Consider the following 26,512-nt stretch of genomic DNA (forward strand, 5'->3'; position numbering starts at 1 on the left):
GCCGCGTTGGCAAGCCCTCGAGTCAAAAAAACTGAAATCGATGACGTCCGACAGCGGAGGTGCGATACATCCCAGGACAATCCGGGCCGATTGTCAGCGTCGTCCCTGGCATGGCAGCGCACCATTGAAGCCTGGCCGCTTCATACTTTGGTCCGAATCGAGGCCCGACAACCGCTACCACCGCAGGCAGCGCTTTGAGCAGTGCCAGAACATTGGTAAAACCAATGACTGCAATCGTTATCGGGAGCTTCATCGCGTGAACTACCCCACCGTCAGGCAGCCTCGTCTTGCCGATGTCATCACCGAACGCCTCGAGACGATGATCCTCGAGGGCAGCCTCAAACCGGGCCACCGCCTGCCGGCCGAAAGGCAACTGGCCGAACGCTTTGGCGTGTCACGCCCCTCGCTACGTGAAGCCATTCAAAAGCTGGCCGCTCGAGGCCTGCTGATCAGCCGGCAAGGTGGTGGCACCTACGTCAGTGAGCGTCTCGCCGCCAGCTACGGCGACCCCATGCTGGAGATGCTGTCGCGTCACGACGAGTTTCACCTGGATGTGCTGGAGTTCCGCGATGCAATGGAGGGGATCACGGCCTACCACGCGGCGATGCGGGCAACCCCGGCCGACAAGGAGATGCTGCAGCAACGGTTCGAGGCGCTGGACAGAAGTTATCGGGATCCCGTTCAACAGGGCGACCCACTACGCGAGGCCAAGGCCGATGCCGCCTTTCATCTCGCCATTGCCGAGGCCGCCCACAATGTCCTGATGCTGCATACCATTCGCGGCCTCTTCCATTTGCTGGAGAAGAGTATCGTCGGCAACCTGGCACATCTGTTCGAGCGCCCCAATGCCCGCCAGCGTCTGATGGCACAGCACCGTGCGCTGCTCGAGGCGATTCAGGAAGGGAGAGCCGAGGATGCTCGCACGTTGGCCCACGAGCATCTCGACTACGTCAAGGCGGGGCTGATCGACATGCAGCGTGCCGAATCGAGGGCCCGGCGCGCCGAGAGGCGCTCGCAGCTGCTGAGCGACCGCCTCGAGCCCTGAGTGCGCCAGCCTCCGATCATTCTCCGCTCAGGTGCTGGTCCTTCAGCTTGACGTAATTTCCCGCGGAGTAACTGAAAAACGTCCGCTCGGCGGCCTTGAGCTCGCGTAGCGGCTTGGCCGGGTTACCGGCGTAGACATGACCGCTCTCCAGCACTTTGCCCGGCGGAACCATGGCGCCCGCGGCGACGATCACCTCATCTTCGATCACGACCCCGTCCAGCACCACGGCGCCCATCCCGATGAGAACCCGATCTCCGATCCGGCAGCCGTGCAGCGTGGCCTGGTGGCCGATCGTGACCTCGTCCCCGATGATCAAGGGATGGCCGCCGGGGTTGTAGTCGCTTGCGTGGGTACAATGCAGCACGCAGCCATCCTGCACACTGGTGCGCGCGCCGATGCGAATGCGATGGACATCACCCCGAATGACCGCCATCGGCCATACCGAGCAGTCGTCACCCAGCGCCACGTCCCCCAGCACGACGCTGGTATCATCGATGAACACTCGTTGACCGAGGCTGGGCGTCACACCCTGAAATGTTCGAATTGCCATGAGTTCTACTCCTGTCGCTATCCAGAATCGGCTTGTCCCTCGCAGCACGGCCTAGAGAAGGCTGGACGCCAGCACCACAACCGTCAGCGGGATCGACACGTAACGCACCAGCCATTGCCATAGTCGGAAACTGCCGGCCCCGACGCCCAGCGCCGCCACGGCGGCCTCCCTCGACATCACCCAGGCCGCGAAGATGGCGATCAGCAGACCACCGACCGGCAGGAATATATCGGGCGGAATGGTCGACACCAGCGTGAAGAAGTTCATCTCGCCGACCCAGTGCACGTCTGCCAGGGTGGAGAACGAGAGCACCGACAACAGCCCCACCAGCCACACCAGCGACCCGATCAGAATAGCAGCGCGGCTGCGACGCCACCCGGAACCGACCAGCATCGACACCATCGGCTCGGCGAGATTGATCGATGACGTCCAGGTCGCCACCAGCAGCAGCAGAAAGAAGGCACCGAGCCAGACCTGTCCGCCCGGCAAATCGCTGAAGGCGATCGGCAGCGTGACGAACATCAGCCCGGGCCCTTCGCTGGGATCGAGACCATGGGTGAAGACCACGGAGAAGATGGCGATACCGGAGAGCAGCGCCACCGTGATGTCGAGCAGAGCCACGGCGAAGACGGCCTTGGGCAAGCTCTGCTCCTCGGGCATGTAGGCGCCATAGGCCATCAGGGCACACGCCCCCACCGCCAGAGTAAAGAAGGCGTGTCCCATGGCATTGAGCACGACGCTCCAGGTAATGGCAGCGACGTTCGGCGTGAACAGCCAGTGCATGGCGGCCCCGAAGCCCGGCGTGGTCACGGCGTAGCCCGCGAGAACGATCAGGATCCCGTAAAGCAGCGGCATCATCACGTTGTTGAGCTTTTCGATCCCGTTGACGATACCGGCCGCCACCACTGACATGGTCAGCAGCATGAAAAGGGTATGGTTGAAGGTCATGCGCAACGGGTCTGCCAGGAAGGCATTGAAGCTCGCACCGACCTGCTGAGGAGAAAGACCGACGAAGTTGCCATTCACGGCACTGACCAGATACTCGATCGACCAGCCGGAGACCACCGAGTAGAACGACAGGATGAAGAAGACCGTGATCGCGCCGAACAGCCCCAGCCATTTCCAGTGACGACTGACATCGGCCTCATCGGCCAGGAACGCCAGCGCCTGCATCGGGCTGCGCCGACCGGCGCGACCGATCATGATCTCGGCCATCATCATCGGCAGCCCCAGCAGCAGTACGAAGACGATGTAGAGCAGCAGGAACGCCGAGCCGCCGTTCTCGCCCGTCATGTAGGGGAAGCGCCAGATGTTGCCCAGCCCCACGGCGGCGCCGGTGACCGCCAGGATGAAGGCACGGCGGGACTGCCAGCGCTCCAGAGTTTCACTCATCATTCGGGACCTTTAGCGAACGGATTGCGGCCGCGGACGACCCACCCGGGACAGGCGGGGCTGGCGCGAAAACGCGAAGAGCCTATCAGCACCGGGGCGGCTCGCCAATCTGGCCCGGGCCAGCGTCCAACAGCGGGCGCTGCCAACTGGAGCCCGGATTGAAAGCTGCCTCGGCTTCCCCCATATAGAATGACACTGATTCCATCGTCCGAGGTGACCATGTCGAATAACCCGCTGCTCGAGCATCATACCCTGCCACCGTTCGAGGCGATCCGTCCCGAACACGTCGTACCGGCCATCGAAAAGATCATTGCCGACAACCGGCAGGCCACCGAGACCCTGGCCCGGCAGCAGGACGTGAGCTGGCAGACCCTGGCCGCGCCGCTGGAATCGCTCGACGACCGCCTGTCCCAGGCGTGGTCGCCGGTGTCCCATCTCAATTCGACGATGAACAGCGACGCGCTGCGCGATGCCTATCAGCAGTGCCTGGCCATGCTTTCCGAGTACGGTACCTGGGTCGGCCAGCACACCGCGCTTTTCCAGGCATTCGAACGTCTGCGGCAGAGCGACGAGTTCGCCTCACTCGAGACCGCGCAGCGCAAGGCGATCGACAACACCCTGCGCAACTTTCGCCTCGCCGGCGTCGATCTGCCAGCCGAGGACAAGAAACGCTACGGCGAAATCCAGGCTCGCCTATCGGAACTCGGCAACACCTTCTCCAACCAGTTGCTGGATGCGACCCAATCCTGGCATCTCGATCTTGCCGACGCCGACCGCCTGGGCGGCCTGCCCGAGAGCGCCCTGGAGACATTGAAGGCCAATGCCGAAGCCAAGGGCGTTACCGGTTATCGGATCACCCTGGACGTCCCCAGCTTCCTGCCGGTCATGACCTTCGCCGAAGATCGCGAACTGCGCCGCGAGGTCTACACCGCCTATGTCACGCGGGCTTCCGACCAGGGCCCCAAGGCCGGCGAAAACGACAATGCACCGGTGATAGAGGAGACGCTGCGGCTGCGTCAGGAGCTGGCCCGTCTGCTCGGTTTCGACACCTATGCCGACTACTCGCTGGCCACCAAGATGGCCGAAACGCCCGAACAGGTGCTCGGCTTCCTCGACGACCTCGCCGAGCGCGCACACCCGCAGGCGCAGCGCGAATTCAACGAGCTCGAAGCCTTCGCCAAGGAGACCCTCGGCCTCGATGCGTTGAAACCGTGGGACACCGGCTTCGCCAGCGAGAAGCTGCGCCAGGCGCGCTACGATATCTCGCAGGAGCAGTTGCGGCCCTACTTCCCGGCGCCGCGCGCCATCGAGGGCCTATTCCGCGTCACCAACAAGCTCTACGGCATCCGCATGGCGGAGAACCCGGAAGCGCCCTGCTATCACCCGGACGTCAAATACTTCGACGTGCTCGATGGCGATCGCCCCATCGCCGGCTTCTATCTGGACCTGTACGCCCGAGAAGGCAAGCGTGGCGGCGCCTGGATGGACGTCTGCCGCACGCGTCTCCAGCGCGAGAATGGCGAACTGCAGCTGCCGGTGGCCTATCTCACCTGCAACTTCACGCCCCCGGTGGCAGGCAAGCCGGCACTGCTGACCCACGAGGAGGTGCTGACGCTGTTCCACGAGTTCGGCCATGGCCTGCACCACATGCTGACGCAGCAGACGGTCGCCGACGTTTCCGGCATCAGCGGCGTCGCCTGGGATGCCGTCGAGCTACCGAGCCAGTTCATGGAGAATTTCTGCTGGGAGCGCGAGGGCCTCGACCTGATCGCCGGCCACGTCGACACCGGCGACAAATTGCCGGACGAGCTGCTGGACAAGCTGCAGGCTGCGCGCAATTTCCAGTCGGCGATGCAGATGATGCGCCAGCTCGAGTTCTCGCTGTTCGACTTCCGTCTCCATCACGAACTCGAGAAACCGAGCGCCAGTGACGTCCAGCGTCTGCTCGATGACGTGAGAGCCAAGGTCTCGGTCGTGCCGACCGTCGACTTCAATCGCTTCCAGAACGGTTTCGCCCATATCTTCGCTGGTGGCTACGCTGCCGGTTACTACAGCTACAAATGGGCCGAGGTGCTGTCGGCGGATGCCTACAGCGCCTTCGAGGAAGCCGGGATTTTCGATCCCGAGACCGGCCGACGCTTCCGCGAAGCGATTCTCGAACAGGGTGGCTCACGGGAAGCGGCAGAGCTGTTCGAAGCCTTCCGTGGCCGTGAACCGAGCATCGATGCGCTACTGCGCCACTCCGGTATCGACGCCAAGAACGCTGCCTGATCCTGGGCGGTGTCTGATCCCACAGTGAACCGGGCGGGCGCCAGTCAGCGCCCGCCCACTGCTTTCGAGGTAATGCATGTCCCAGACGCCGAAACGCTTCATTGCCGGCGCAATCTGCCCTCGCTGTGCCGCCATGGACCGCATACGTTCGTGGGAGCAGAACGGCATTCGCTACCGCGACTGCGTCAGTTGCGACTTCTTCGAGCAATTACCGATCGAGGACGACACGCCGCAGGAAATTCCGACTCGCGTCAATCAACCGCGTGACAAACAGCGGCCAGCCAGCGACGAGGTCCGCCCGGTGCGGATCATCGACCCCGGCAAACTGCATTGACGCCACCGGCGGCAGTCGTCACTGCGCGACAGCGCGCTGAACCAGACGGGCAAGGTCGTCATCCTGCCAGTCCGGCACGTCGCCGAGCTGCGGATCCATTGCCTTGCCCGGCCGTGCGATGAACCCGGTTCGCAGCCCGGCCGCGTTGGCACCGATCAAATCCCAGCCGTGAGCGGCGATCATGATCAGCTCGGCAGTGGCGACGCCCCAGTGGCTCGCCGCATGCCGATAAGGCTCTGGAGACGGCTTGTATCGCCCCACGCTCTCGACACTTAGAATGGCATCGAAATAACCGCTCAGTCCGGCGTTGTCGAGCTGCCGATGCGCTGCCTTCAGCGCGCTATTGGTCAGCGCCGTCAGCGTATGCCCCTGCTCGCGCAGCTGCGCCAGCGCCGCCGCCGAATCGGCGTGGGCCGGCAGCGAGAGAATCGCCTCGACCAGTGCCTGCTCGTCGCCTACAGCGATCGCGACGCCATGTTTGGCCCCGAGTTGGCGCAGCGCACTTCTGGCAATATCTGCAAAGGGCTCGAACTCCCCCACCAGGTTGGCCGTCATCCAGGTCTCCTGAAGCGTCAGGAACCATTCAGAGCGCGCAGCGTCGGTGCCGAACCAGCGCTTGAACAGCGGATCGAGCGCCCCCGTGTCGAGCAGTGTTTCATTGACGTCGAATACCAGATGCATCGTGGACTCCATGCCATCATTGGGGCTGATGATTCAGATCGGATGGGAAAAACGTAGCGAGGGATAACGCCTAACGCTCGCAAGGTTCTCGAGTCGTCGCCATCGATTGGCGGCCCCGCACCAGCGCCTCAGTGCCACAGCGCCACACCCTGCATCACCAGCTGCCGCAGTACCGAGAAGGACGGTAGCCAGCTCAACAGGTGCGCCGATATCAGCGCCAGCATCAGCGCACTGCCCGGAGACTGCCAGCTGAACGGCTTGAGGGCCGTGCCGAACGAACGCTTGAAGCGCGCCCCGGTGAGATCGACGCTGTACAGCTCGTCCAGCGTCAGATGGATGACGAAGCCCAGTGTCATCGCCAACCCGTGGATCCAGGCCAGGCGTTCAGGCTGACCCAGCAGGGAGAAGCTGATCGCTGCCGTCGACAGCCCGCTGATCGACGCTGCCAGCAGCGAATGCCACAACCCGCGGTGAACCGTGAAGCGTGCGAAGATCGCACCGGCCAGGTAGCGCACGCCGAGATAGATACCGCCGCAGGCCGCAAACAGATAGGCCGGCGTGACTCGATGCTGCAGGACCAGCACTGCCAGCACCACCGCGACGACGGCCAGGATATTGAAGATCAGACGAATGGCCTGGGACTGATCGGCATCGATATCCGGAAGAATCCCGCCGAACGCCACCAGCATCGCGACCGCCAGCGACTGCCAGCCGCTCCACTGCCCCGCCTGCCATCCGGCCTGAGCGACCGCGACTCCCCCGACGGTCGCCACGCCGAGATGCGTTCGAAAGTTGGCCATTGGCCGGGCGCCCCACACTGGATAAATGAACAGATTATGGCGCGCCAGCCAACCAGAAAACAATAGCTTAAGAAAACCGACTCAGGACGAACCGGCTTCGCAACGAAACGAAACGGCTCCACCTTTGGTGGAGCCGTCGAGTTGCGTGCCGCTCAATGTTCGTTAGCTACCGTCGATGACGCCGCAGGCCACTCGGCTCCCGCCCCCACCCAACTTGGGCTCGTCGCTGTAGTTGTCGCCACCTTGGTGAATCATCAGTGAGTGACCGGCGAGATCGGCTTCGGTGAGTCGAGGCGCCAGCACTGGTGTCGTCGCTTTGCCGTCGTCCCCGACCGTGAGGGCCGGCAGATCGCCGAGATGGCCCTCGTCGCTGTAGGGCCCCTGGTGGGTGCCGGTCTCGTCAGGGTCGAAATGGCCCCCGGCAGCGCCACCGGGCGTGACTTCGCCATCGGTCTCGCTGGTCTCGCAACTGGCGTTGGTATGCAGGTGGAAACCGTGAAGTCCGGCCTTCAGCCCCGACAGGTCCGGCGTCAGCAACAGACCATAATCGGTGTCCTTGGCGACCACCGTACCGACGCTATCACCGACCCCGTCGGCGGACACCGCATGCATCTCCACCGTGGTTTCCGCCTGTGCCCACCCCGACAGGGCTAGCGCGACCCCCGCGGTCAGACCGATCAATCCATTGCGTTGCATGGCGTTCTCCTCTGCGTGAGTGACGGGTCCCGATCGACGACTTGCTTGATCGGGACTGGTTTCAACGTAGCCAACCGGCGGCCCTAACGCGAACGGCCGGGTTTCGGCGAGGCGAACTCGGCGGCCAGATTCAGCCCAGGTTGTCGAGCACCTTGAGCACCGGCGCGGATTGATTCAGCGTATAGAAATGCAGGCCAGGGGCCCCGCCCTCCAGTAACCGCCGGCACAACCTCGAGATCACCTCGGTACCGAAGGCCTGGATGCTGTCGCTGTCATCGCCGTAGGCCTCGAGCTGCTTGCGGATCCAGCGCGGGATGTCGGCGCCGCAGGTATCGGAGAAACGAGCCAGCTTGGTGTAATTGGTGATCGGCATGATGCCGGGAATGATCGGCGTCTCCACCCCCATGGCGCGAACCCGGTCCACGAAGTGAAAATAGGCGTCGGCGGTGAAGAAGTACTGGGTGATCGCGAGATCCGCGCCCGCCTTGGCCTTGCGGGCGAAGTTTTCCAGGTCACGTTCGAAGCTGGCTGCCTGGGGATGAGCTTCCGGGTAGGCGGCCACCGCGATCTCGAAATGATCGCCGGTCTCGTCGCGAATGAACTCGACCAGCTCGTTGGCGTAACGCAATTCGCCTGCGCCCCCCATGCCAGATGGCAAGTCACCACGCAACGCCACCAGGCTATCCACGCCATCCTCCCGGTAGGTGTGCAGCAGATCACGCAGCGACGACTTGTCGCTACCGACACAGGAGAGGTGTGGCGCCGTGGTGACGCCGCTGCGACGGACCGTCTTGACAGTGTCGAACGTGCGCGCCTGGGTGGAGCCACCGGCCCCATAGGTGACGGAGAAAAACCGCGGCTTGCGAGCAGCCAGCGCATCGCGGACCCCGCCGAGCTTCTCGCGCCCCGCGTCGGTATTGGGAGGGAAGAATTCGAAACTGAACCCCAGTGGAGGCTGCGTGCTCATGACAGTGCTCTCTTCGATGCGGGCCCGCGCGATCACACGCTGGGCGAGGTCTCGCTCTCGAGCGCCGATGTCCCGGTAGCGACGACCGACGATGGATTGACGACCGTATGATGGCGATTCTGCCTCTCCGGGGCGATCACGGCCAATGAAACCTTCCTGCCCTTCTCATGAACAAGGCTCATCACGAAGCGACATCCCGCGCGACGGGCTCAGGGATGCACGATCATGCCGTGGTTGCACTCGCCCCCGGTGAGGCAGTCTCGCGTCTCGACCTGCAGGGTGGCGTGCTGGATCCCGAAGCGGGACTGGAGCATAGCGTAGGCACGCTCGATGACACCGTCGTGTAAGGCGGGAGACTCGATCACCAGGTGCGCGCTGAGCAGCGGGTCCTGCGGCGTCAGGCCCCAGACATGAATGTCGTGCAGGCTCTTGACGCCCTCGACGTCGAGTAGCGCCTGCCGGATCTGGCCGACATCGACACCTTCGGGCGTGCCCTCGAGCAGGGTATGCGCCGAGCGCCCCAGGATCTTCCAGGCGGCGCGCAGAATCAATGTCGCGGCCAGCATCGACAGCAGGGGGTCGATCGGCGTCCAGCCCGTGATCAGGATCACCACGGATGCCACGATGGCCGCCACCGATCCCAGCAGGTCGCCGATCACATGCAGCAAGGCGCCGCGCAGGTTGAGGTTTTCCTGGTCGCCCCCGTGAAGAATTCTGAAGACCACGATGTTCACCAGCAGCCCCAGCACGGCTACCACCATCATCGGACCTGCCAGGACCTCGACCGGCTGGGTGAATCGCTGGATCGCAGCGATCACGATCCATACCGCGATCGCCAGCAGCGTCAGCCCGTTGACGAAGGCGGCCAGCACCTGGAAGCGCTGATAACCGAAAGTGCGAAACCTGTCCGGTGCCTTGTCGCCCATATAGAAGGCGAACAGCGCCAGGCCGAGCGAAAAGCTGTCGCTGAACATGTGGCCGGCGTCGGCCAGCAGCGCCAGCGAGCCGGAGATCCAGCCGCCCACCACCTCCGCCAGCATGAAGCCGGCGGTCAGGATCATCGCCAGCCTGACGCGCCGGACACTGTCCGCCGTCACGGTTGGCGCATGATCGTGGGAGTGCCCATGGTCGTGGCCGTGAGAATGCCCCTGCCCGGCGTGATCATGAGGGTCGTGATGCGAGTGGTCGTGCGAGGCCATGTCATGGATCCTGACGGGTGTGTCCCCGGATCTTAGCTCACGACCCCGACGCTATTGTATTACACGCTGCTGGCGCGGCGAGCGCACTCGACTCCCGAGATATCCCTGGGACAACGGGGTTCGATCGACTACGTTGAGATCACGACCGGGGCGTGCCGGTGCCTGGCCGCCACCCATCGCACCATCACCATCAAGGAGGAAGTCATGAGCGAGCAGACCTTTTTGACCGATATCAAGACGATTCGCGAACGGGCCCGCCAGCATATCGAAAATGGCGCCGTCACCGAGGGATATAGCGCCGACCGCAAGACGGTCATCAAGATTCTCAACGAGGCACTGGCAACCGAGATCGTCTGTGTCCTGCGTTACAAGCGTCATTACTATATGGCCGACGGTCTCAGCGCGAGCATTGCCAAGGACGAATTCCTGGAGCATGCCCAGGAAGAGCAGCAGCACGCCGACCAGCTCGCCGAACGCATTACCCAGTTGGGCGGTGCCCCCAATTTCTCGCCGGAGGGTTTGCTGAGCCGCTCGCACTCGGAGTACGCCGAGGGGGAAACGCTCGAGGAGATGATCAAGGAGGATCTCATTGCCGAGCGGATCGCGATCGACAGCTACCGCGAGATCATCACCTACCTTGGTGACAAGGATCCGACCTCTCGCCGAGTGATGGAGGACATCCTGGCGCAGGAAGAGGAGCATGCCGACGACATGGCGGCGCTACTCGAGGGAGTCAAGACCCGCAACTGATATCGCCATCGGGCCATTTCGACCCATCGAACTGGCCCGAGCCGCCAACGCCTCAGTCGTCATGCCGCGAACGTTGGCGCCAGAGATCCCAGGCAATTCCCGAGGCGATGCCTGCACCAATCCCCCACCCCCATTCGGCAGAGGCCATCCAGACCACCAGCCCTACCACGATACCGATCAGCGAACCCTGCATGGTGTCTCCATCGATGGCGACGTTGTCGTCAGGGCATCATTGTAGTCACGACTTGCACGGAAGCGGGAATCACGATCACGCAGGGGGTCACGCAACGGGCGAGGCCGGTGACAGGGAGAAGCAGACGTCAGCGTGGCTGAGCGTCGAATCCACCGAAATACGCGGTGAGAAGCAAGATATGGATGCCACCGAATCGTGGTAACCGATAGACGGGTAAGAAGAGAGAAGAACCCACTCCCACGTTCCTTCGCGGTGAGAGCCACTTGGCTAAGTGGGCAGTGTCAGAGTGGACCTTCATCGTCGCCACGCCAACGTTTTTCTCGTGATATCTTGATCGTTTTTGCTAATAACAAAACTTAAGTGTTCTTAATCATGCGTTTATAAGTAACTGAGTATTCAACAAAACACGTAATTTTTTGCAACATCCGAAAAATGACCGTTCTCATACCACCGGTACGAGGCAAAGCGCTGGAACCCGACGGCCGCCGACACCGTAAGCCCGCGCGTCTTCAGGGAAGATGATGGCGGAAGAGAGTGGGAGTCGAACCCACCAGAGACTGCTGGCAGCCCCTACAGGAGTTGAAGTCCTGGCGCCCCACCGGGGAACGATTCTCTTCCTGAGAGAGGATTCACGAATTGCCCTTGCCGGCCAACCTCGCAACCCCCTTCGGGCGCTCGACCGCCGAGGCTCGAGCCCAATCACTCGAACAGCATATCGTCCCGAATGACCTTGTGACCATCCCCGACCCGCCGGGTGAATCCGATCCGGTCGAAAAACTCGAGAATCGCCACCGCCAGTTTCCGGCCGCAGCCGATCCGATCGCGAAATACCGCCGCTGTCGCCCCGGCTGGCGACTCGCCATCGATTTGGCGAATCACTGCTGCCAGCTCGGAAACTCGGCTCGCCAGGAAGAAGTGATCATGTCGCAACTGATAGACATTACCCAGTAGCGCGCAGTCATGCAGGAGCCGGCGCACGTCGGTTTCGGCCCACCCGAGCTGCCCGGCGATATCGCGCACTCGAGGTGGATCGTAGGGCTGCGCCATGAGCAGCGGGCGTACCGCATCCCAGCGCTTTTCGTCCTGCGCCGACAGCGACGCCGTATGCGATGCCAGCGCCACGAATGGGCCGTGCTGGGCGAGATCTCCACGCGCTTTCCAGTGTTCGAGCAGCGGCCGAAACAGGTCGGCGGGAAGTCGCGGCGACACCATGCGACGCAGACGATCGATATCGACGCCTCGCATTGCCGGCTCCTGCTCGTGGATCGACGCCAGACGTTCGATCGCGTCGTCATACAGCGATCGCTCATGGATCGGCGCCAGGGCATGCTGTTCCGTCGGGTTTGACAGCACGAGCCAATGCGCCGCTGACGCGCTTCGCTGCACATCGTCGACCGGCACATCGAGATTCACCGCCAGCGCCGCCAGATCCACGCTGGTCATCGCGAGGTTCGCGAGCTCTCGCCGGGGGGAAAACAGCGGCTGCCAATCCGGCGGCCCGGCCCCATCCGACAGCACCTCTCGCAGTCGACTCAACCAGGTCAGCCGATCCGGTTTCCGGGCACCGCGGCGTGGCGGGGCGACGTCCAGCACCCTGGCGCCTCCCAGGGTACGGCTGGCGCCATGATCGCGGATCACGATGCGGTCGCCGTGGATCGCCTGCAGCGGCGAATCCAGCACCAGCTGCGCCAGCGCCGAGCCGCCGGCGTCCAGCGTATCCGCCTCCAGCAGTGCAACCCGCCCCGTCACATGGGCGCTGCCGTGATGCAGATGGACCGGCATCCAGTGCCTGAGCGCTGGCGCTTCCGGCAGCCAGTCCAGGGCGACGTCGAGTCGTGTCCGATCGGCCGCCCGGGAGGCCGCCGCCACGACCCAGTTCCCTCGGGCGAGCCGGCTCCGCTCGATGCCGGACCCGCTCAGATTGATGGCGCAGCGCTCGCCCGGCCGCGCCAGGTCGACCTCACGATCCTGCGCGCGCAGCCCGCGCGCTCGCGCATCCATGTCGCCAGGCAACAGCCGTACCGTGTCGCCGAGGGCGACGCGGCCGCTGCGCACCGTGCCGGTCACCACGACGCCAGCGCCCTGCTTGACGAAGACACGATCGACGGCGAGCCGGAAGCGCCCCGTCTCATGAACGGGCAAGGGCTGCGCCGCCTGCGCCCAGAGCGTGCTCTCGAGCGGTTGCAACCCGGCCCCCGTAACGCTGGAGAGCGGAAAGATCGGCGCGCCGGCGAAAGCTGTCGTGTCGAGCCAGGCGGCAATCTCGCGGCGTACTTCGTCGATGCGCGCCGGCGTCACCCGATCGATCTTGGTCAGCGCGACCCAGGCCTGGGTCACGCCCAGCAGCTCGAGGATGCGGGCATGTTCGAGCGTCTGCGGCATGATGCCGTCGTCTGCCGCGATCACCAGCAACATCGCCTGGATACCCACGGCGCCGGAGAGCATATTGGCAACGAAACGCTCGTGCCCCGGCACATCGATGAACCCCAGCACGGCCCCGGCCTGTCCCGGTGGTGGCTCGGGATAGGCATAGCCGGCCTCGATGGTGAGTCCCCGTGCCTGCTCCTCCTTCAGGCGATCCGTTGCCACGCCGGTCAGCGCGTGGATCAGGGACGTCTTGCCGTGGTCGACGTGACCGGCGGTACCGACGATCATGGAGTGGCACGCCACAGCGACTGAATGCCCGAGAGCTGCGCCAGGAACGACCGCTCGTCCGCCTCACGGCACAGGCAACGAAGATCGAGCCACAGCGCACCTTCGTGCAGGCGACCGATCACCGGTCGCGGTAGCGCGCGCAGGGTGCGCTCGAGCCGGGCGAGCGCCGGGCCCTCGGTGCAACGCATGACCAGCGCCCGGCTGTCGAGCCGATCGACGGGCAGCGAACCGCTGCCGAGCTGACTTCGGCAAGCGCGAGTGACGACCTCGGCGACGCCGTCCAGCGCCGCCTGCATCCGAGGCAACAGTCGCGCCGCCTGAGCATCGATCTCGTCGACGCCACGCGAGAGCATCGCCAGCGTCGGCAGATGCCGGGCTGGCTCGGCACTATCGCGATAACACCGGAGCGTGGCTTCCAAGGCCGCGAGGGTGAGCTTGTCACAGCGCAGTGCCCGCTTTAGCGGATGCTGCTTGAGACGCTCGATCAACTCGCGCTTGCCGACGACGATACCGGCCTGGGGGCCGCCGAGCAGTTTGTCGCCGCTGAAGGTGACCAGATCCGCCCCGGCGGCAATCGCCTCCCCCGGTCGCGCCTCGTGGGGCAGGCCAAGCTCGCGAAAATCGGTCAGCGCCCCGCTGCCGAGATCGATCATGAAGGGGATGCCGTGGTCGTGGGCGATCGTGGCCAGCTCCGCCTCGGGCACGCTGCTGGTGAAGCCGGTAATGGCGTAGTTGGAGGTGTGCGCCTTGACGATCAGGCCACTGTCATCACCGAGAGCCTGACGAAAATCCCGCCCGTGGGTGCGGTTGGTGGCACCGACCTCGACCAAGCGACAGCCTGCCGCGGTCATCACGTCCGGCATCCGGAAGGCGCCGCCGATCTCGATCATCTCGCCGCGGGATATCACTGCCTCGCGGCCGGCGCCGAGCGCCGTCAGGGCCAGCAGTACGGCAGCGGCATTGTTGTTGACCACCGTCGCCGCCTCGGCGCCGGTGAGCTCGATCAGCAGTCCCTCGACCAGGCGATCGCGATCCCCGCGCCGCCCCTTGTCGAGATCGTATTCCAGCGCCACCGGATGGCGCGCCGCGTGGACCACGGCATCGATGGCCGCTTCGGAGAGCGGTGAGCGGCCCAGATTCGTGTGGATGACGGTGCCGGTAAGATTGAAGACGGCGCGGACGTTGAGCCGTGCCTCGGCGGCCAGCGCGCGCTCCACGGCCGCGAGCAGCGCCGCTTCATCGATCGTCGGGAGCGGCGACATCGCCGGATCGCCCAAGCGGCGTCGCCATTCGGCCAAGGTCGTGCGGATGGCGCGGATCACGAGACCATCGCCATGCTCGCGGCGCGAGGCTTCGAAGCGGGGGTGATTTAGCAGTTGGTCGACCGCCGGCAACTGGCGACGCAGGTCATTCGGATTGGCAGCACTATCGGACATGAACGGCTCGCGGTAACCGGCGGGAGGAGTCTCGATTTAATCGTTACCGGCGAGCGGGAACAAGGGTGACGACAGCCAATGACGCCTGGCAAGCCACGGCAAGGGTACGCCGTGGCTCGCCATCGGCACCGCCACCTCACGAACTGCGTGGATTCAGGCCGGCTCGCCCAGCACCAGTAGTGGATTGAAGGCGCGTCGCGCCAGATCGCGGTCGGCGATCATCATGTCGAGCGCCAGGCTGGCGAGGTCGTCGGCCAAGGGATCGGCTGCGGCCTCCCACTCCCGGTTGACCCGTTTCAGATAGCTGTGGCAGTGATCGCAGGTCTCGGCCTGGATGGGCAACACCCGCTCGCCCTGCTCATCCTCCAAGCCGCAGTAATCCAGGTCTTTACTGTTACCGCACTGCGCGCATCTGGCACGCTCGGCGTACCACTCGCTGGCGCACAGCCCGCACTGCAGGTAGCGCACCCGGGAGCGGGCCATGCCGATCTGGACCAGACTTCCCACCGCCGGGGCACCACAGCAAGGGCACAAGGTGCCGGCGGCGCCCGACGGACGCGGCGGCGGCACGGGGAGCGTGCGTGCCTGGCGCGTCCAGGCCACCTGCAGTGCCGCGCCCATCAGCGGCGCCATCCCGCGTTGCTCCAACGCCAGCGGCTGGCCGGCCAGTATGGCCCGGGCCAGTTCGACACGGTCGGCGACGGCGAGATCGCACAGCGCGTCGAACCACGCCCGCTGGGGCGCCACGACCTGGCCGTCCAGTTCCGCCAGCAGTGCGTCGAGGTCTTCCGCCCAGGACATGTCCCGCCACAGCCCATCCAGGGAGAGGGGCGGAATGCCATGGGTCATCGCCAGCTGTGCTCCGCCCACCAACGAGGGCCGGGGCAACTGGACGACGCGATGCTGGGCCTCGACGATCATCGCCATAAAGCGCAGGTAGGCGGTCATCGTCGGCAGCCGGTCGGCCAACTGCCGCAGCCGCAGGGCACGCTCGGCGAAGAGCTTGCGCGAAGGCAGCGTCACCATCGGCGGCGCCCCCGGCGAAGGGGGCGCCTGGCCGAAGGCGTGGTCGCCGTTCGCGCCTGGCGTCGAATCGTCAGGGTTGCTGTTCACGGCGCTGCGCCTCCTCCTGTTCGCGGGCCCACAGGCCATGGTGATGACGCGCCCAGGCGCGGGTCACCCAGCCTCGCGTCATCGAGCGGACCGAGCCCTTGACCCAGATCGCGGCATAGACGTGAACCACGATGGTGACGATGGCAACGAAGGCCGACACCGCATGGAGCAGGCTGGCGAACCGAATCAGCGGAATCGGGAAGTAGCCGGCGAACCACGGCCGCCACATGATCACGCCGCTGATCAGCAGCAGCGCGATCGATACCACCAGCGACCAGTAGACCAGCTTCTGACCGGGGTTGTACTTGCCGATGGGCGGCAACTTCTCGTCGCGATTGTCGAGCACGTCACCGATCTGGCGCATCCACTGCACGTCGTTCTCGCCGAGCAGATTGCGACGCACGTGTCGCGCTGCCATGGCGTAGAACAGCAGTACCAGCACCACACCGAGAAACGGGTGGAGAATCCGCGCCCACACCGGCCCGCCCAGCGTGTGGCTGAGGAAGAAGAATGCCGGGTGGAAGAACGCCAGTCCGGAGAGCGCCAGCAGCACAAAGACCATGGCCATGGTCCAGTGATTGGCGCGATCCAGCGGCGAGTAGCGAATCAGGCGATCCCGAGGCATCTTCATCGATCTTCTCCCTGCGGACGATCGTCCGCATTCCGACCGGCTCCGGGACGCCGCCGGGTAGCGTCATAGCCCAGCGAGGCGGGCGGAACGCCGCCATCGCGCGTCGCTCGATGCTCCTCTTCGGGCGAATCTTCCGGCTCCTCCTTGGGCCCCTTGGTCATGTAGTGGATCACGCCGGCAAAGGCGGTGATGCCGATGATCGCGGACATGATCGGCTTGGTCACGCCCTTCCACGCCCCAACCAGCGGCGAGATGCGGGGATCCTTGGGCAGCCCGCTGTAGCGATTGGGATCGTCGGCATGATGCAGCACGTACATGACGTGGGTTCCGCCGACCCCGGCCGGATCGTAGATGCCGGCATCGCGGAAGCCCAGCGCCTTGAGATCGCCGACCCGCTTCTCCGCCCGTGCCAGCATGTCCGTCTTGGTGCCGAACTCGATGCAGTTGGTCGGGCAGGTCTTGACGCAGGCCGGCTCCATCCCCGCATTGACCCGGTCCGAACAGAGCGTGCACTTGTAGGACTTCTGGTCCTTGGGCGAGATGCGTGGAATGTCGAACGGGCAACCGGTGATGCAGTAGCCGCAGCCGATGCAGTGGTTGGAGTCGAAGTCGACGATGCCGTTGGCGTACTGCACGATCGCGCCGGGGGCCGGGCAGGCCTTGAGGCAGCCCGGCTCGGCACAGTGCATGCAGCCATCCTTGCGAATCAGCCACTCGAGATTGCCGTCGGCGCTTTCATGCTCGCTGAAGCGCATCACCGTCCAGGACTCGGCGGTGAGGTCGGTGGGGTTGTCGTAAGTGCCGTGGCACTCGCCGACGTCGTCGCGCAGGTCGTTCCACTCCATGCACGCCACCTGGCACGCCTTGCAGCCGATGCACTTGGAGACATCGATCAGCTTGGCCACCTCCTCCACATGGCTGCGCACCTGGGGAGGCTCGGTGGTCGTGGCGGAGCGGGCGATGATGTTTTGCGAATTGATCATGGCGAGCTCCCTATGCCTTCTCGACGCGGACGGTGAACGACTTGTATTCCGGCGTCTGCGTGTTGGCGTCACCGACGAACGGCGTCAGGGCGTTGACCAGGTAGCCTTTCTTGGCCACGCCGGTAAAGCCCCAGTGCAGCGGAATGCCCACGTGGTGGACCTGCTTGTCGCCGATCATCATCGGCCGCAGCCGTTTGGTCACCACCGCCACCGCCTTGATGAATCCACGATTGGACGACACCTTGACCCAATCCCCGGCGACGATGCCGATCTCGCCGGCCAGCGCTTCGCCGATTTCGACGAACTGCTGCGGCTGCACGATGGCGTTGAGCTCGGCGTGCTTGGTCCAGAAGTGGAAATGCTCGGTCAGACGATAGGTCGTCGCCGCGTGCGGGAACTCCTCCGGCTTGCCCAGCGCTTCGCGGTCCTCGTCGAAGATCCGGGCGGCCGGATTGTTGCGCGCCTTCTCCTTGCCCGGGTGCAACAGATTCTGCGGCACCGGCGACTCGAACGGTTCGTAGTGCTCGGGGAAGGGCCCGTCGACCATGCTCTGCCCGGCGAACAGATGGCCGACGCCCTCCGGCTGCATAATGAACGGCATCTGCCCCTGGGATGGCGGCGAGTTGGTCGGGAAGTCCGGCACGTCTGCGCCGACCCAGGCCCCCTGCTTGCCGTCCCACCAGATGAACGCCTTGTTGGCGCCCCACGGCCGGCCCTGCAGATCGGCACTGGCGCGGTTGTAGAGGATGCGGCGATTCATCGGCCAGGCCCAGGCCCAGCCCAGGGTATTGCCGGTGCCGTAGGGGTCCGAGTTGTCGCGATTCGCCATCTGGTTGCCGTCTTCGGTCCAGCAGCCGGTGAATATCCAGCAGCCGGCCGCCGTGCGACCGTCGTTGGTCAGTTCCGCGAATCCGGCAAGCTGGTCGCCGGCACGCCGGGTCACGTTGCCCTGTTCGTCGGTGAGATCCTCCAGCGCGCGACCGTTGTACTCCCGCGCGAGCTCCTCCGCCTTGGGCTCCGCGGGGATCTTGTAATCCCAGGTCAGGTTGAGGATCGGATCGGGAAAGACACCGCCCTCATCGAGATAGAGCTGCTTCAGCTTGAGAAACAGCTCACCCATGATCCGGGTGTCCGGCCGGGCGTCACCGGGCGGCGGCGCGGCCGCCCAGTGCCACTGCAGCCAGCGCGCGCTGTTGACGATCGACCCGTCGTCCTCCGCGAAGCAGCAGGTCGGCAGACGGAACACCTCGGTATCGATCTGGCTCGGGTCGACATCGTTGTATTCGCCGTAGTTCTTCCAGAACTCGCTGGTCTCGGTATTGAGCGGGTCCATCACCACCAGATACTTCAGTGACGCCAGCGCCCGGGTAACCTTGGCCCGGTCGGGGAAGGAGGCCAGCGGGTTGAAGCCCTGGCAGAAGTAGCCATTGAGCTCCCCCTTCGACATGCGCTCGAAGGTATCGAGAATGTCGTAGAGCGGTCGCTCGAGCTTGGGCAGCCAGTCGAAGCACCAGTTGTTGCCCTCGTTGGCGGCCTCGCCGAACCATGACTTCATCAGACTGACGTGGAATTTCTCGTAGTTCTTCCAGTAGGAGACCTGCCCCTCCACCGTCGGCTGCTTGATTCGTTTGTCGATGTAGGCGCGGTACTCCTGCTCCTTGGCATTGGCCAGCGTCATGTAGCCCGGCAGCAGTTGGGACAGCAGCCCCAGGTCGGTCAGCCCCTGGATGTTGGAGTGCCCGCGCAGGGCGTTGACGCCGCCGCCAGGCATACCCATGTTGCCCAGCAGCAACTGGACCATGGCCGCGGTGCGGATGATCTGGGAGCCGATCGAGTGCTGCGTCCAACCCAGCGCGTAGAGGATGGTCATGGTCTTGTCGGGCACCGCCATCGCCGCGATCTTCTTCCAGATTCGCTGGATGGTCTCGACCGGAATCCCGGAGATGCTCGAGACCATGTCCGGCGTGTAGCGCGAGTAGTGCTCGCGCAGCAGCTGGTAGACGCAGCGGGGATCGCTCAGCGACTCGTCGCGGCGCACGAAACCATCGTCGCCCATCTCGTACATCCACGACTGCTTGTCGTAGCTGCGGGTCGACTCGTCGTAGCCCGAGAACAGGCCATCCTCGAAGCCGTAATCCGGACGCACGATCAACGCCGCGTCGGTGTAGTTCAACACGTATTCGCGCTGGATCTGGTCAGTCTCGATCAGATAGCTGATCAGCCCGCCGAGAAAGGCGATATCGGTGCCGGTTCGGATGAACGCCTTGTCCTGCGCCACGGCGCCGGTGCGGGTGAAACGAGGATCGATGGTGATCAGCTCGGCGTGGTTGTGCTCGATGGCCTCGGTGACCCAACGGAAGCCCACGGGGTGTGCCTCGGCCGAGTTGCCGCCCATCGACAGAATCAGATTGGCATTGCGGATGTCGACCCAGTGATTGGTCATGGCACCGCGACCGAATGAAGGGGCAAGACCTGCCACCGTCGGTCCGTGTCAGACGCGCGCCTGGTTGTCGAACGCCACCATGCCGAGATTGCGCACCACCTTGTGGGTGATGTAGCCGGCTTCGTTGGAGGAACCGGACGCCGCCAGGAAACCCGTCGTCGTCCAGTGATTGACCGTCTGCCCCTGGGCGTTGCGCTGGACGAAGTTGGCGTCGCGGTCATCCTTCATGTGCCGGGCGATACGTCCGAGCGCCTCGTCCCAGCTGATCCGCTTCCACTCGTCGCTGCCGGCCTCACGAACCTGCGGGTAGGCCAATCGCCCCTTGCTGTGCACGAAGTCCAGCAGACCCGCCCCCTTGGGGCAGAGTGAGCCGCGGGATACCGGATGGTCCGGGTCGCCTTCGATATGGAACACGTTCTGCTCGACGTTCTTGGAACCGTCACCCTTGCTGTAGATCAGGATGCCGCAGCCGACGGAGCAGTAGGTGCAGGTGTTGCGAGTCTCTTTGGCATGGGTCAGCTTGAATTGACGAATCGAGGCCTCGGCGGGCTCCGGGGCGAACCCCATCATCGCCAGGCTCGAACTCGCCAACCCCGCCCCGCCCAGTTTGAAAAACTGGCGCCGAGTGACGTTGATAGCCATCAGTTCTCCTCATCGGTCGTTGACTGACACCTCTGCTGCCGGATGGGTGCCTTGAATTCCTTATAGCAAACCTCGGCCAGGAATGCCCGTCGATGCCACTCGATGGATCGTTGCCACCGCCGGCGACGTGCCCGGTGGCGCCAGGTCCGGTCGACAGCCCACCATCGAAAACGCCCGCCCTCCCTGGCGGGAGCGCGGGCGTTGCCGTAGAGCTCGACGGCGTCATGCAGAAGCAGGCCGCTGTCGGGTAGCCGTCAGTCGCCGACCGGTGCCTGCTGGGGCGGCTTGGCCTTGGCCAGCAGGAACAGCACCACGGTAATCACCGCGCCGACGACATCGCTGGCCAGCCCCGGGAAGATCAGCGCCAGCGCGCCGACCGCCGCCAGGATCCGCCAGAAGGGGTTGAGCGGCCGGCGCAGGTAGCCCTCCACCGCCACCGCCAGCAGCAGCACGCCGACCACGCCGGTCACGATGACCCACAGCGTGTTCCACAGCGTCGCATCGATCATCAGCATGCTGTGGGCGAACACGAACATGTACGGTACCACGAACCCGGCGATCGCCAGCTTCATCGCCTGGAAGCCTGTGGCGTTGGGCGACCCGCCGCTGATGCCGGCGCCCGCATAGGCAGCCAGCGCCACGGGGGGCGTCAGGTTGGCGAACAGCCCGAAGTAGAATACGAACATGTGAGCGACGAAGATCGCCGTCTCGTTGCTGCCGGCCAGCTCGCGGAACAGCGGCAGGTTGAGCAGAATCGGCGCCGCCATGGTGCTGGTGATGATGTAGGTCGGGATACTGGGCAGTCCCATGCCCAGCACGATCGAGGCGATCATGGTCAGCACCAGCGTGACCAGCAGTTGAATCATCGGAATGGGAATCTGCTGGCCCAGTGTCACCACGGCATCCGCCGCTTCCAGCGCAATGCCGGTGAGCGTGGCGATCCCCACGATGACCCCCACCGCGCCGCAGGCCACCGCCACGGGAATCGCGTTGCGCACGCCGTCGTGCATGGCATCGCGGCAATCCCCGACATCCATCTTCTCGGCCACCATCCCGAGCCTGGCCCGGAGCGCATTGATCGCCACCGGAATCGCGATGATCAGGAACAGCACCCAGCGACTGGCCGGGAAATTGGGCAGCGCATGACCACCGATCAGCGCCCGCAGTTGCGGCTCGAAGATCAACAGCGCCAGGATCAGGCTCAAGCCGATGGTCACGCGACGCGTGCCGCAGATCAGCACCGTCGCGGCGATCGACCAGAAGGCGGCGAAGAACGGCGCACGGCCCTCGAACAGCAGCCAGAGCAGCACCGCCATCGGTATCAACAGATGACCGCGCTTGAGCATCACCTCCTTGAGCGGGGTCAACTGCGAACGGGGAATCCCCTCCAGCCCGTTGCGCATGGCCCGCAGATGCACCTGGAACAGCACCCCGAGGTAGTAGAGCAGGGCCGGGATGATGCCGGCCAGGATCACCTGGGTGTAAGGCACCGAGAGCACCTCGGCCATGATGAACGCCGCCGCGCCCATGATCGGCGGCAGGATCTGCCCACCGACGCTGGCCGCGGCCTCCACCGCGCCGGCGAAATTGGGCTTGTAGCCGGTCTTTTTCATCAGTGGAATGGTGAAGGCGCCGGTCGTCACCACGTTGGCGATGGCGGAGCCGTTGATCGACCCCAGGAAGCCGCTGGCGATGACCGCCACCTTGGCCGGGCCGCCCCGGGTATGCCCGGCGATGGCCAGCGCCAGATCGTTGAACAGCTGCCCCAGGCCAGACTTGCCGAGGAAGGCACCGAACAGGATGAACAGGATGATGTAGCTCGCCGAGACCCCGATCGCGGTGCCCAGCAAGCCCTCGGTGATATACACCAGGTGCGAGACGATCTGCTTGCACGTCGCGAGAACGATCGCCTCGTTCACCTGTGGATAGAACGACAGCTTGGCGTAGAAGCCGTAGAGCAGAAACAGCGAGGCCAGGATCGTCAGCCCCCAGCCGGTCACCCGACGCGTGGCATCCAGCACCAGCAGAATCGCCACGAAGCCGACCACCATGTCGACATTGTTGATGCGCCCCGCGGAGGCGATGACCCGATCCGACACCGTCAGCATGTAGACGCCGATGCCGAAGGCGACTAGCGCGAGGATGGCGTCACCCCACGGCACGTGGTCCCGCGCGCCCTTGCGGGTCAACGGATAGAGGATGAACGCCAGCCCCAGCAGCGTATAGAGGTGAATGCTGCGCTGGGCGACGTCCACCAGCGGCCCGGAGAACGAGGTGTAGAGGTGGAACAGCGCCAGCAGTACCGACACCGCGGTGACGAACTGGATCACTCTGTGCGGCAGTCGATCCCGGACCAGGCTCTCGCGATCGAATTTCTCCAGCGCCTCCTTGACCGACGGATCCTCGGGAGCATCGGCGGAAACCGTGACTTTTTGTTCGGACATACTTCTTCCTCGCCAGGCGGGAATCTACGATAACCAGGGACGCAACAGTGCCGGCAGTGCTTGCCACAACGGCACCCTGATGATGGAAAAGGTGAGAATCGGCGGCGGGTCACCCCGAGACAAGGCGATGGTGTGGCCGGCGAAGATCAGCCTGTAGTGCTCCTCTGCCGCGGCCTGGACGGCCAACGGATCGACGTCGCGATCGATCCCGGTCATCACTACCCAACCGTCCTCGAGATGGGTTTCGGTGCCGGCATCCGACGGCACACCGGCGCCGAAGGTCTTGAAGCGCGTCCCGGTGATCTCGATGGCGTCGGCATCGGTCACCCTGAACCACTCTTCCCAGTCCTCTTTTTCGACCGAATGCATCCAGCGAATGGTGAAGGTCGTCCCCTGCCACCCGGGAAACGCGAACCGCCACTGTGGCCCTTCGCGGATGACCAACCACGGCAGCGGAACCGAAGCGGTGGCGATCAAGAGGATCGCCACCGCTGCCAGACTCAACCAGGTTTTACGCATCGGAATCACACGTCATCGCAATGCTTGCCGGTGACGCCCGCCGACGCTCAGGACTGCGGTTCTTTGTCCTGGGCGTTCTCGCTGCCGCTGGTGTCGCTACCTTCGGTCGTGTCGATATTGTCTTCTGGCGTCTCGGCGCTGGTCTGCTTGGCCGGTTCGGATTCGGCGCCATCGGCTTCGGTCGTGGCCGCCTGCTCGTTGGCCGGCATGGAGGCAGTCTCTTCCGAGAGATCGCTGTTGTCGCCAGTGGTCGCGGCGGCGTCGCCGGACTTCGCATCCGCGGAGCCAGCCAGCGTCTCGTAATACGCCTCGGCGCCCGGATGCAACGGCACGACCAGATTCTGGTCCATGGTCGCAGGGTCGAACTGCTTGAGTGCGCCGACGGAAACGTTGCCGGATTCCAGATAGTCGTGGAAGCGTTTGGCCAGGTCCTCGGCGACATCATCGCGCATCGAGGAGGGTACGATCAGGATGTTGCGGATCGCCACCGTGTCCACGGCATCGCCCAGGTTGTAGCGCTCGGGGGCACCGGCCGGGATCTCGTAGTTCTCGTAGTACGGGTATTTCTCCAGCAGCTTGGAGGCGACGTCACCGCTGACCGGTACGAAGGTGATGTCGGTGCTCTGCATCAGACCGGTGATGCTGGAGTTGGGAACGCCGGAGGTGAAGAACGCGGCATCGAGATTGCCGTTGCTCATCTCGGTGACGCTGTCGGCGTAACCGGTATGGCTGACCTGGGCCAGATCGTCGTAGCTCAGACCGGCAGACTCCAGCACCTTGGCGGCGCTCTGCTCGACCCCGGAGCCGACCTTGCCGACGCCGACGCGCTTGCCTTTCAGATCGGCAATGCTGTGGATATCGCTGTCAGCGGTGGCAACGACCTGCACCACGTTCGGATACATCCCGGCGATGGTCTCGATATCGGCGGGCTGGCCGTCGAACTGGTTCTGGCCCTTGACCGCGTCATAGGCCACGTCGCTCATCACGATGGCGACCTGGTTGAGACCATCGGTGATGTTGTTGATGTTCTGCACCGAGGCGCCGGTCGAGACCACCTGCACGCCATTGACCAGATCGCTCTGCTCGAACACGCTCTTCAGCGCGCCGCCGATCGGATAGTAGGAGCCGCCGGTACCGCCGGTGCCGAAGATCAGGTTCACCGGCTCGCCGCCACTGCTGCCTTCGCTGCCGGAGGAGTCGGAAGCGGCCATCTCCTGGGAATCGGAGCCGGAAGACTGGGTTTCCTGCTGGGAGGATGACGGTTCCTGAGTCTCGCTCTTCGCCTGATCATCGCTGTCATCGCCGCAGCCCACCAGCAGCGCGCCGGACAGGCCTAGTGCCGCGACCAGCATCCCTGTGCGTAACATCATGGTTCACCCCGTCATTTTTGAATACCATCGGCCGGTCGGCCGAAGAAGAAGATACAACACGATGACACAAGAGTAAGGAACGCCCGGCGCCGATACCATGCCTGAGCCGTCACATACCACTAAAGTCTAAGACGGGTCAGATCCCTGTGCCAATACCCGCTGCACGACGCCGCCAATGGTCAAGCCCTGGACCAGAATCGAGAACAGCACGATAAGGTAGGTCACCATCACCAGCGTATTGCGGTAATCGCTCTCGGGAAGGCCCAGCGCCAGCGCTACCGAGATTCCGCCCCGCAACCCGCCCCAGGTGAGCACCCGCGTGGTTCCGTGGCGGAAGTGGACCCAGCGACTCAAGACGACGATGGGCAGGCCGATGGTGGCCAGGCGCGTCAGCAGGATCACGCCGATCACCGGGCCCGCGACGATCAAGTACGACCATTCGAAGGGAATCAGCAGTAACTCGAGGCCGATCAGCACGAACAGCACCGCGTTCAGGATCTCGTCGATCAGTTCCCAGAAGCCATCGACGTAGCGGCGGGTGGTGTCCGACATGGCGTATTCGCGCCCGCGATTGCCGATGAACAGCCCGGCGATGACCATCGAGATGGGCCCCGAGACCTGCAGATGCGTCGCCAGCGTGTAGCCACCCAGTACCAGGGCCAGGGTCACCAGCACTTCGATCTGATACTGGTCGATGCTCTTCATCAACCGGTAGGCGACATACCCCATCACCAGCCCGAGCAGCATCCCGCCCCCGGCCTCTTCCAGAAACAGCATCGCGGAGTGGGTCACCGTCAGCGCCTCCGTCGCGGTCGCCGCTCCCAGCAGCATGGTGAACACCACCACCGCGACCCCATCGTTGAACAGCGACTCGCCGACGATCTTGATCTCCATGTCCTCCGGCGCACCGGCACTGCGCATGATGCCGAGAACGGCGATCGGATCCGTCGGCGAGATCAAGGCGCCGAAGACCAGGCAGTAGAGATAGGGCACACCGATATGGAAGGTGCGGAAGAGCCACCAGGCGGCGCTGCCGATCGCCACCGTCGAGATCAACACCCCGGCGGTGGCGAGCAGGCCGATCGAGTAGCGGTAGCGCTTCAACTGATGGAAATCGACATGCAGCGCACCCGCGAACAGCAGAAAGGAGAGCATTCCGTCCATCAGCAGGGCGTTGAAGTTGATCTGTCCCAGCCAGGCTTCGGCCCAGTCGGTGATGGCGTCGAACCCGAGGTGGCTCGAGGCGATCAGCAGCACCGATGTCACCAGCGAGATGAACATCACGCCGATCGTCGCGGGCAGCTTGATGAATCGATAGTTGAACCACGCGAACAGCGCGGTGATCGTGATGAAGATGGCTGCAATTTCCAGCATCGTCCCCTTCCCTGTCGTCGCCGC

Annotated in this window: 22 protein-coding genes and 1 tRNA gene; 4 read left to right on the forward strand and 19 right to left on the reverse strand. The window is 64.3% G+C overall.

The features are described 5' to 3' along the window. Positions 1 to 256 precede the first annotated feature (256 nt). Complete coding sequence (locus DOM45_RS13125; RefSeq protein ID WP_110601221.1) at positions 257 to 1,045, forward strand: GntR family transcriptional regulator; 789 nt, start codon at positions 257 to 259, stop codon at positions 1,043 to 1,045. 16 nt (positions 1,046 to 1,061) lie between these two features. Here DOM45_RS13125 and DOM45_RS13130 read toward each other — a convergent pair whose 3' ends face one another. Together DOM45_RS13130 and DOM45_RS13135 are read right to left on the reverse strand one after the other, a co-directional pair. Beyond that, complete coding sequence (locus DOM45_RS13130; protein WP_110601222.1) at positions 1,062 to 1,595, reverse strand: gamma carbonic anhydrase family protein; 534 nt, start codon at positions 1,593 to 1,595, stop codon at positions 1,062 to 1,064. A 51-nt stretch (positions 1,596 to 1,646) separates the two neighbouring features. After that, positions 1,647 to 2,987, reverse strand: coding sequence for a sodium-dependent transporter (locus tag DOM45_RS13135; RefSeq protein ID WP_110601223.1), 1,341 nt, complete (start codon positions 2,985 to 2,987; stop codon positions 1,647 to 1,649). A gap of 219 nt (positions 2,988 to 3,206) precedes the next feature. Between DOM45_RS13135 and prlC the strand changes: the two genes are divergently transcribed. Together prlC and DOM45_RS13145 are read left to right on the forward strand one after the other, a co-directional pair. Next, complete coding sequence (gene prlC / locus DOM45_RS13140) at positions 3,207 to 5,258, forward strand: oligopeptidase A (RefSeq protein ID WP_110601297.1); 2,052 nt, start codon at positions 3,207 to 3,209, stop codon at positions 5,256 to 5,258. 76 nt (positions 5,259 to 5,334) lie between these two features. Continuing rightward, positions 5,335 to 5,592 carry a YheV family putative zinc ribbon protein gene (locus DOM45_RS13145; protein WP_110601225.1) on the forward strand — a complete coding sequence of 86 codons (258 nt, stop codon included), beginning with the start codon at positions 5,335 to 5,337 and terminating at the stop codon, positions 5,590 to 5,592. Between the two features lie 18 nt (positions 5,593 to 5,610). On the opposite strand, the gene DOM45_RS13150 is transcribed toward DOM45_RS13145, so the two are convergent. From DOM45_RS13150 to DOM45_RS13170, 5 genes are all read right to left on the reverse strand, one after another. After that, positions 5,611 to 6,273 carry a haloacid dehalogenase type II gene (locus tag DOM45_RS13150; protein WP_157958427.1) on the reverse strand — a complete coding sequence of 221 codons (663 nt, stop codon included), beginning with the start codon at positions 6,271 to 6,273 and terminating at the stop codon, positions 5,611 to 5,613. Between the two features lie 128 nt (positions 6,274 to 6,401). Then, positions 6,402 to 7,073 carry a metal-dependent hydrolase gene (locus tag DOM45_RS13155; protein WP_110601227.1) on the reverse strand — a complete coding sequence of 224 codons (672 nt, stop codon included), beginning with the start codon at positions 7,071 to 7,073 and terminating at the stop codon, positions 6,402 to 6,404. 162 nt (positions 7,074 to 7,235) lie between these two features. Beyond that, positions 7,236 to 7,769, reverse strand: a complete 534-nt coding sequence (sodC, locus tag DOM45_RS13160) for a superoxide dismutase family protein (protein ID WP_110601229.1) — start codon at positions 7,767 to 7,769, stop codon at positions 7,236 to 7,238. A 130-nt stretch (positions 7,770 to 7,899) separates the two neighbouring features. After that, positions 7,900 to 8,736 (reverse strand): methylenetetrahydrofolate reductase [NAD(P)H], encoded by an 837-nt coding sequence (metF, locus tag DOM45_RS13165; RefSeq protein WP_110601298.1) that lies wholly within the window; start codon positions 8,734 to 8,736, stop codon positions 7,900 to 7,902. Between the two features lie 209 nt (positions 8,737 to 8,945). Next, complete coding sequence (locus DOM45_RS13170) at positions 8,946 to 9,935, reverse strand: cation diffusion facilitator family transporter (protein WP_110601230.1); 990 nt, start codon at positions 9,933 to 9,935, stop codon at positions 8,946 to 8,948. Positions 9,936 to 10,139: 204 nt separating this feature from the next. Here DOM45_RS13170 and DOM45_RS13175 point away from each other — a divergent pair, with 204 nt between their 5' ends. Continuing rightward, positions 10,140 to 10,685 carry a ferritin-like domain-containing protein gene (locus DOM45_RS13175; protein ID WP_110601300.1) on the forward strand — a complete coding sequence of 182 codons (546 nt, stop codon included), beginning with the start codon at positions 10,140 to 10,142 and terminating at the stop codon, positions 10,683 to 10,685. A 52-nt stretch (positions 10,686 to 10,737) separates the two neighbouring features. Here DOM45_RS13175 and DOM45_RS20065 read toward each other — a convergent pair whose 3' ends face one another. The 12 genes from DOM45_RS20065 to DOM45_RS13230 form a co-directional block, all read right to left on the reverse strand. Further along, entirely contained in the window at positions 10,738 to 10,878 is a 141-nt protein-coding gene (locus tag DOM45_RS20065; RefSeq protein WP_157958428.1) for a hypothetical protein, read from the reverse strand. A 522-nt stretch (positions 10,879 to 11,400) separates the two neighbouring features. Beyond that, positions 11,401 to 11,496: transfer RNA gene (locus DOM45_RS20070), tRNA-Sec, on the reverse strand. An 81-nt stretch (positions 11,497 to 11,577) separates the two neighbouring features. After that, complete coding sequence (gene selB / locus DOM45_RS13180) at positions 11,578 to 13,533, reverse strand: selenocysteine-specific translation elongation factor (RefSeq protein WP_110601231.1); 1,956 nt, start codon at positions 13,531 to 13,533, stop codon at positions 11,578 to 11,580. Then, positions 13,530 to 14,969, reverse strand: a complete 1,440-nt coding sequence (gene selA, locus DOM45_RS13185) for an L-seryl-tRNA(Sec) selenium transferase (RefSeq protein WP_110601233.1) — start codon at positions 14,967 to 14,969, stop codon at positions 13,530 to 13,532. Before selA ends, selB begins: the two co-directional genes overlap by 4 nt. 153 nt (positions 14,970 to 15,122) lie before the next feature. Further along, the gene (fdhE, locus tag DOM45_RS13190) at positions 15,123 to 16,082 is read right to left on the reverse strand and encodes a formate dehydrogenase accessory protein FdhE (RefSeq protein WP_240612396.1); all 960 of its coding nucleotides are present in this window, start codon (positions 16,080 to 16,082) and stop codon (positions 15,123 to 15,125) included. Further along, positions 16,066 to 16,713: a formate dehydrogenase subunit gamma gene (locus DOM45_RS13195; RefSeq protein ID WP_110601236.1), complete on the reverse strand. Its 648-nt coding sequence runs from the start codon at positions 16,711 to 16,713 to the stop codon at positions 16,066 to 16,068. The genes fdhE and DOM45_RS13195 overlap by 17 nt, the downstream gene beginning before the upstream one ends. Beyond that, entirely contained in the window at positions 16,710 to 17,696 is a 987-nt protein-coding gene (gene fdxH, locus DOM45_RS13200) for a formate dehydrogenase subunit beta (protein WP_110601237.1), read from the reverse strand. The genes DOM45_RS13195 and fdxH overlap by 4 nt, the downstream gene beginning before the upstream one ends. Before the next feature lie 10 nt (positions 17,697 to 17,706). Beyond that, complete coding sequence (gene fdnG / locus DOM45_RS13205) at positions 17,707 to 20,781, reverse strand: formate dehydrogenase-N subunit alpha (RefSeq protein ID WP_280951687.1); 3,075 nt, start codon at positions 20,779 to 20,781, stop codon at positions 17,707 to 17,709. A 254-nt stretch (positions 20,782 to 21,035) separates the two neighbouring features. Continuing rightward, positions 21,036 to 23,225, reverse strand: a complete 2,190-nt coding sequence (locus DOM45_RS13215) for a TRAP transporter permease (protein ID WP_110601240.1) — start codon at positions 23,223 to 23,225, stop codon at positions 21,036 to 21,038. A gap of 24 nt (positions 23,226 to 23,249) precedes the next feature. Further along, positions 23,250 to 23,744 (reverse strand): DUF1850 domain-containing protein, encoded by a 495-nt coding sequence (locus tag DOM45_RS13220; RefSeq protein ID WP_110601242.1) that lies wholly within the window; start codon positions 23,742 to 23,744, stop codon positions 23,250 to 23,252. A gap of 47 nt (positions 23,745 to 23,791) precedes the next feature. Beyond that, positions 23,792 to 25,114 (reverse strand): TAXI family TRAP transporter solute-binding subunit, encoded by a 1,323-nt coding sequence (locus DOM45_RS13225; protein ID WP_110601243.1) that lies wholly within the window; start codon positions 25,112 to 25,114, stop codon positions 23,792 to 23,794. Positions 25,115 to 25,240: 126 nt separating this feature from the next. Continuing rightward, positions 25,241 to 26,488 (reverse strand): cation:proton antiporter, encoded by a 1,248-nt coding sequence (locus DOM45_RS13230; RefSeq protein ID WP_110601244.1) that lies wholly within the window; start codon positions 26,486 to 26,488, stop codon positions 25,241 to 25,243. Between the last annotated feature and the right edge of the window lie 24 nt (positions 26,489 to 26,512).

Origin of the sequence: Salinicola lusitanus (assembly GCF_003206045.1) — a bacterium.
GTDB classification, from domain to species: Bacteria; Pseudomonadota; Gammaproteobacteria; order Pseudomonadales; family Halomonadaceae; genus Salinicola; species Salinicola lusitanus.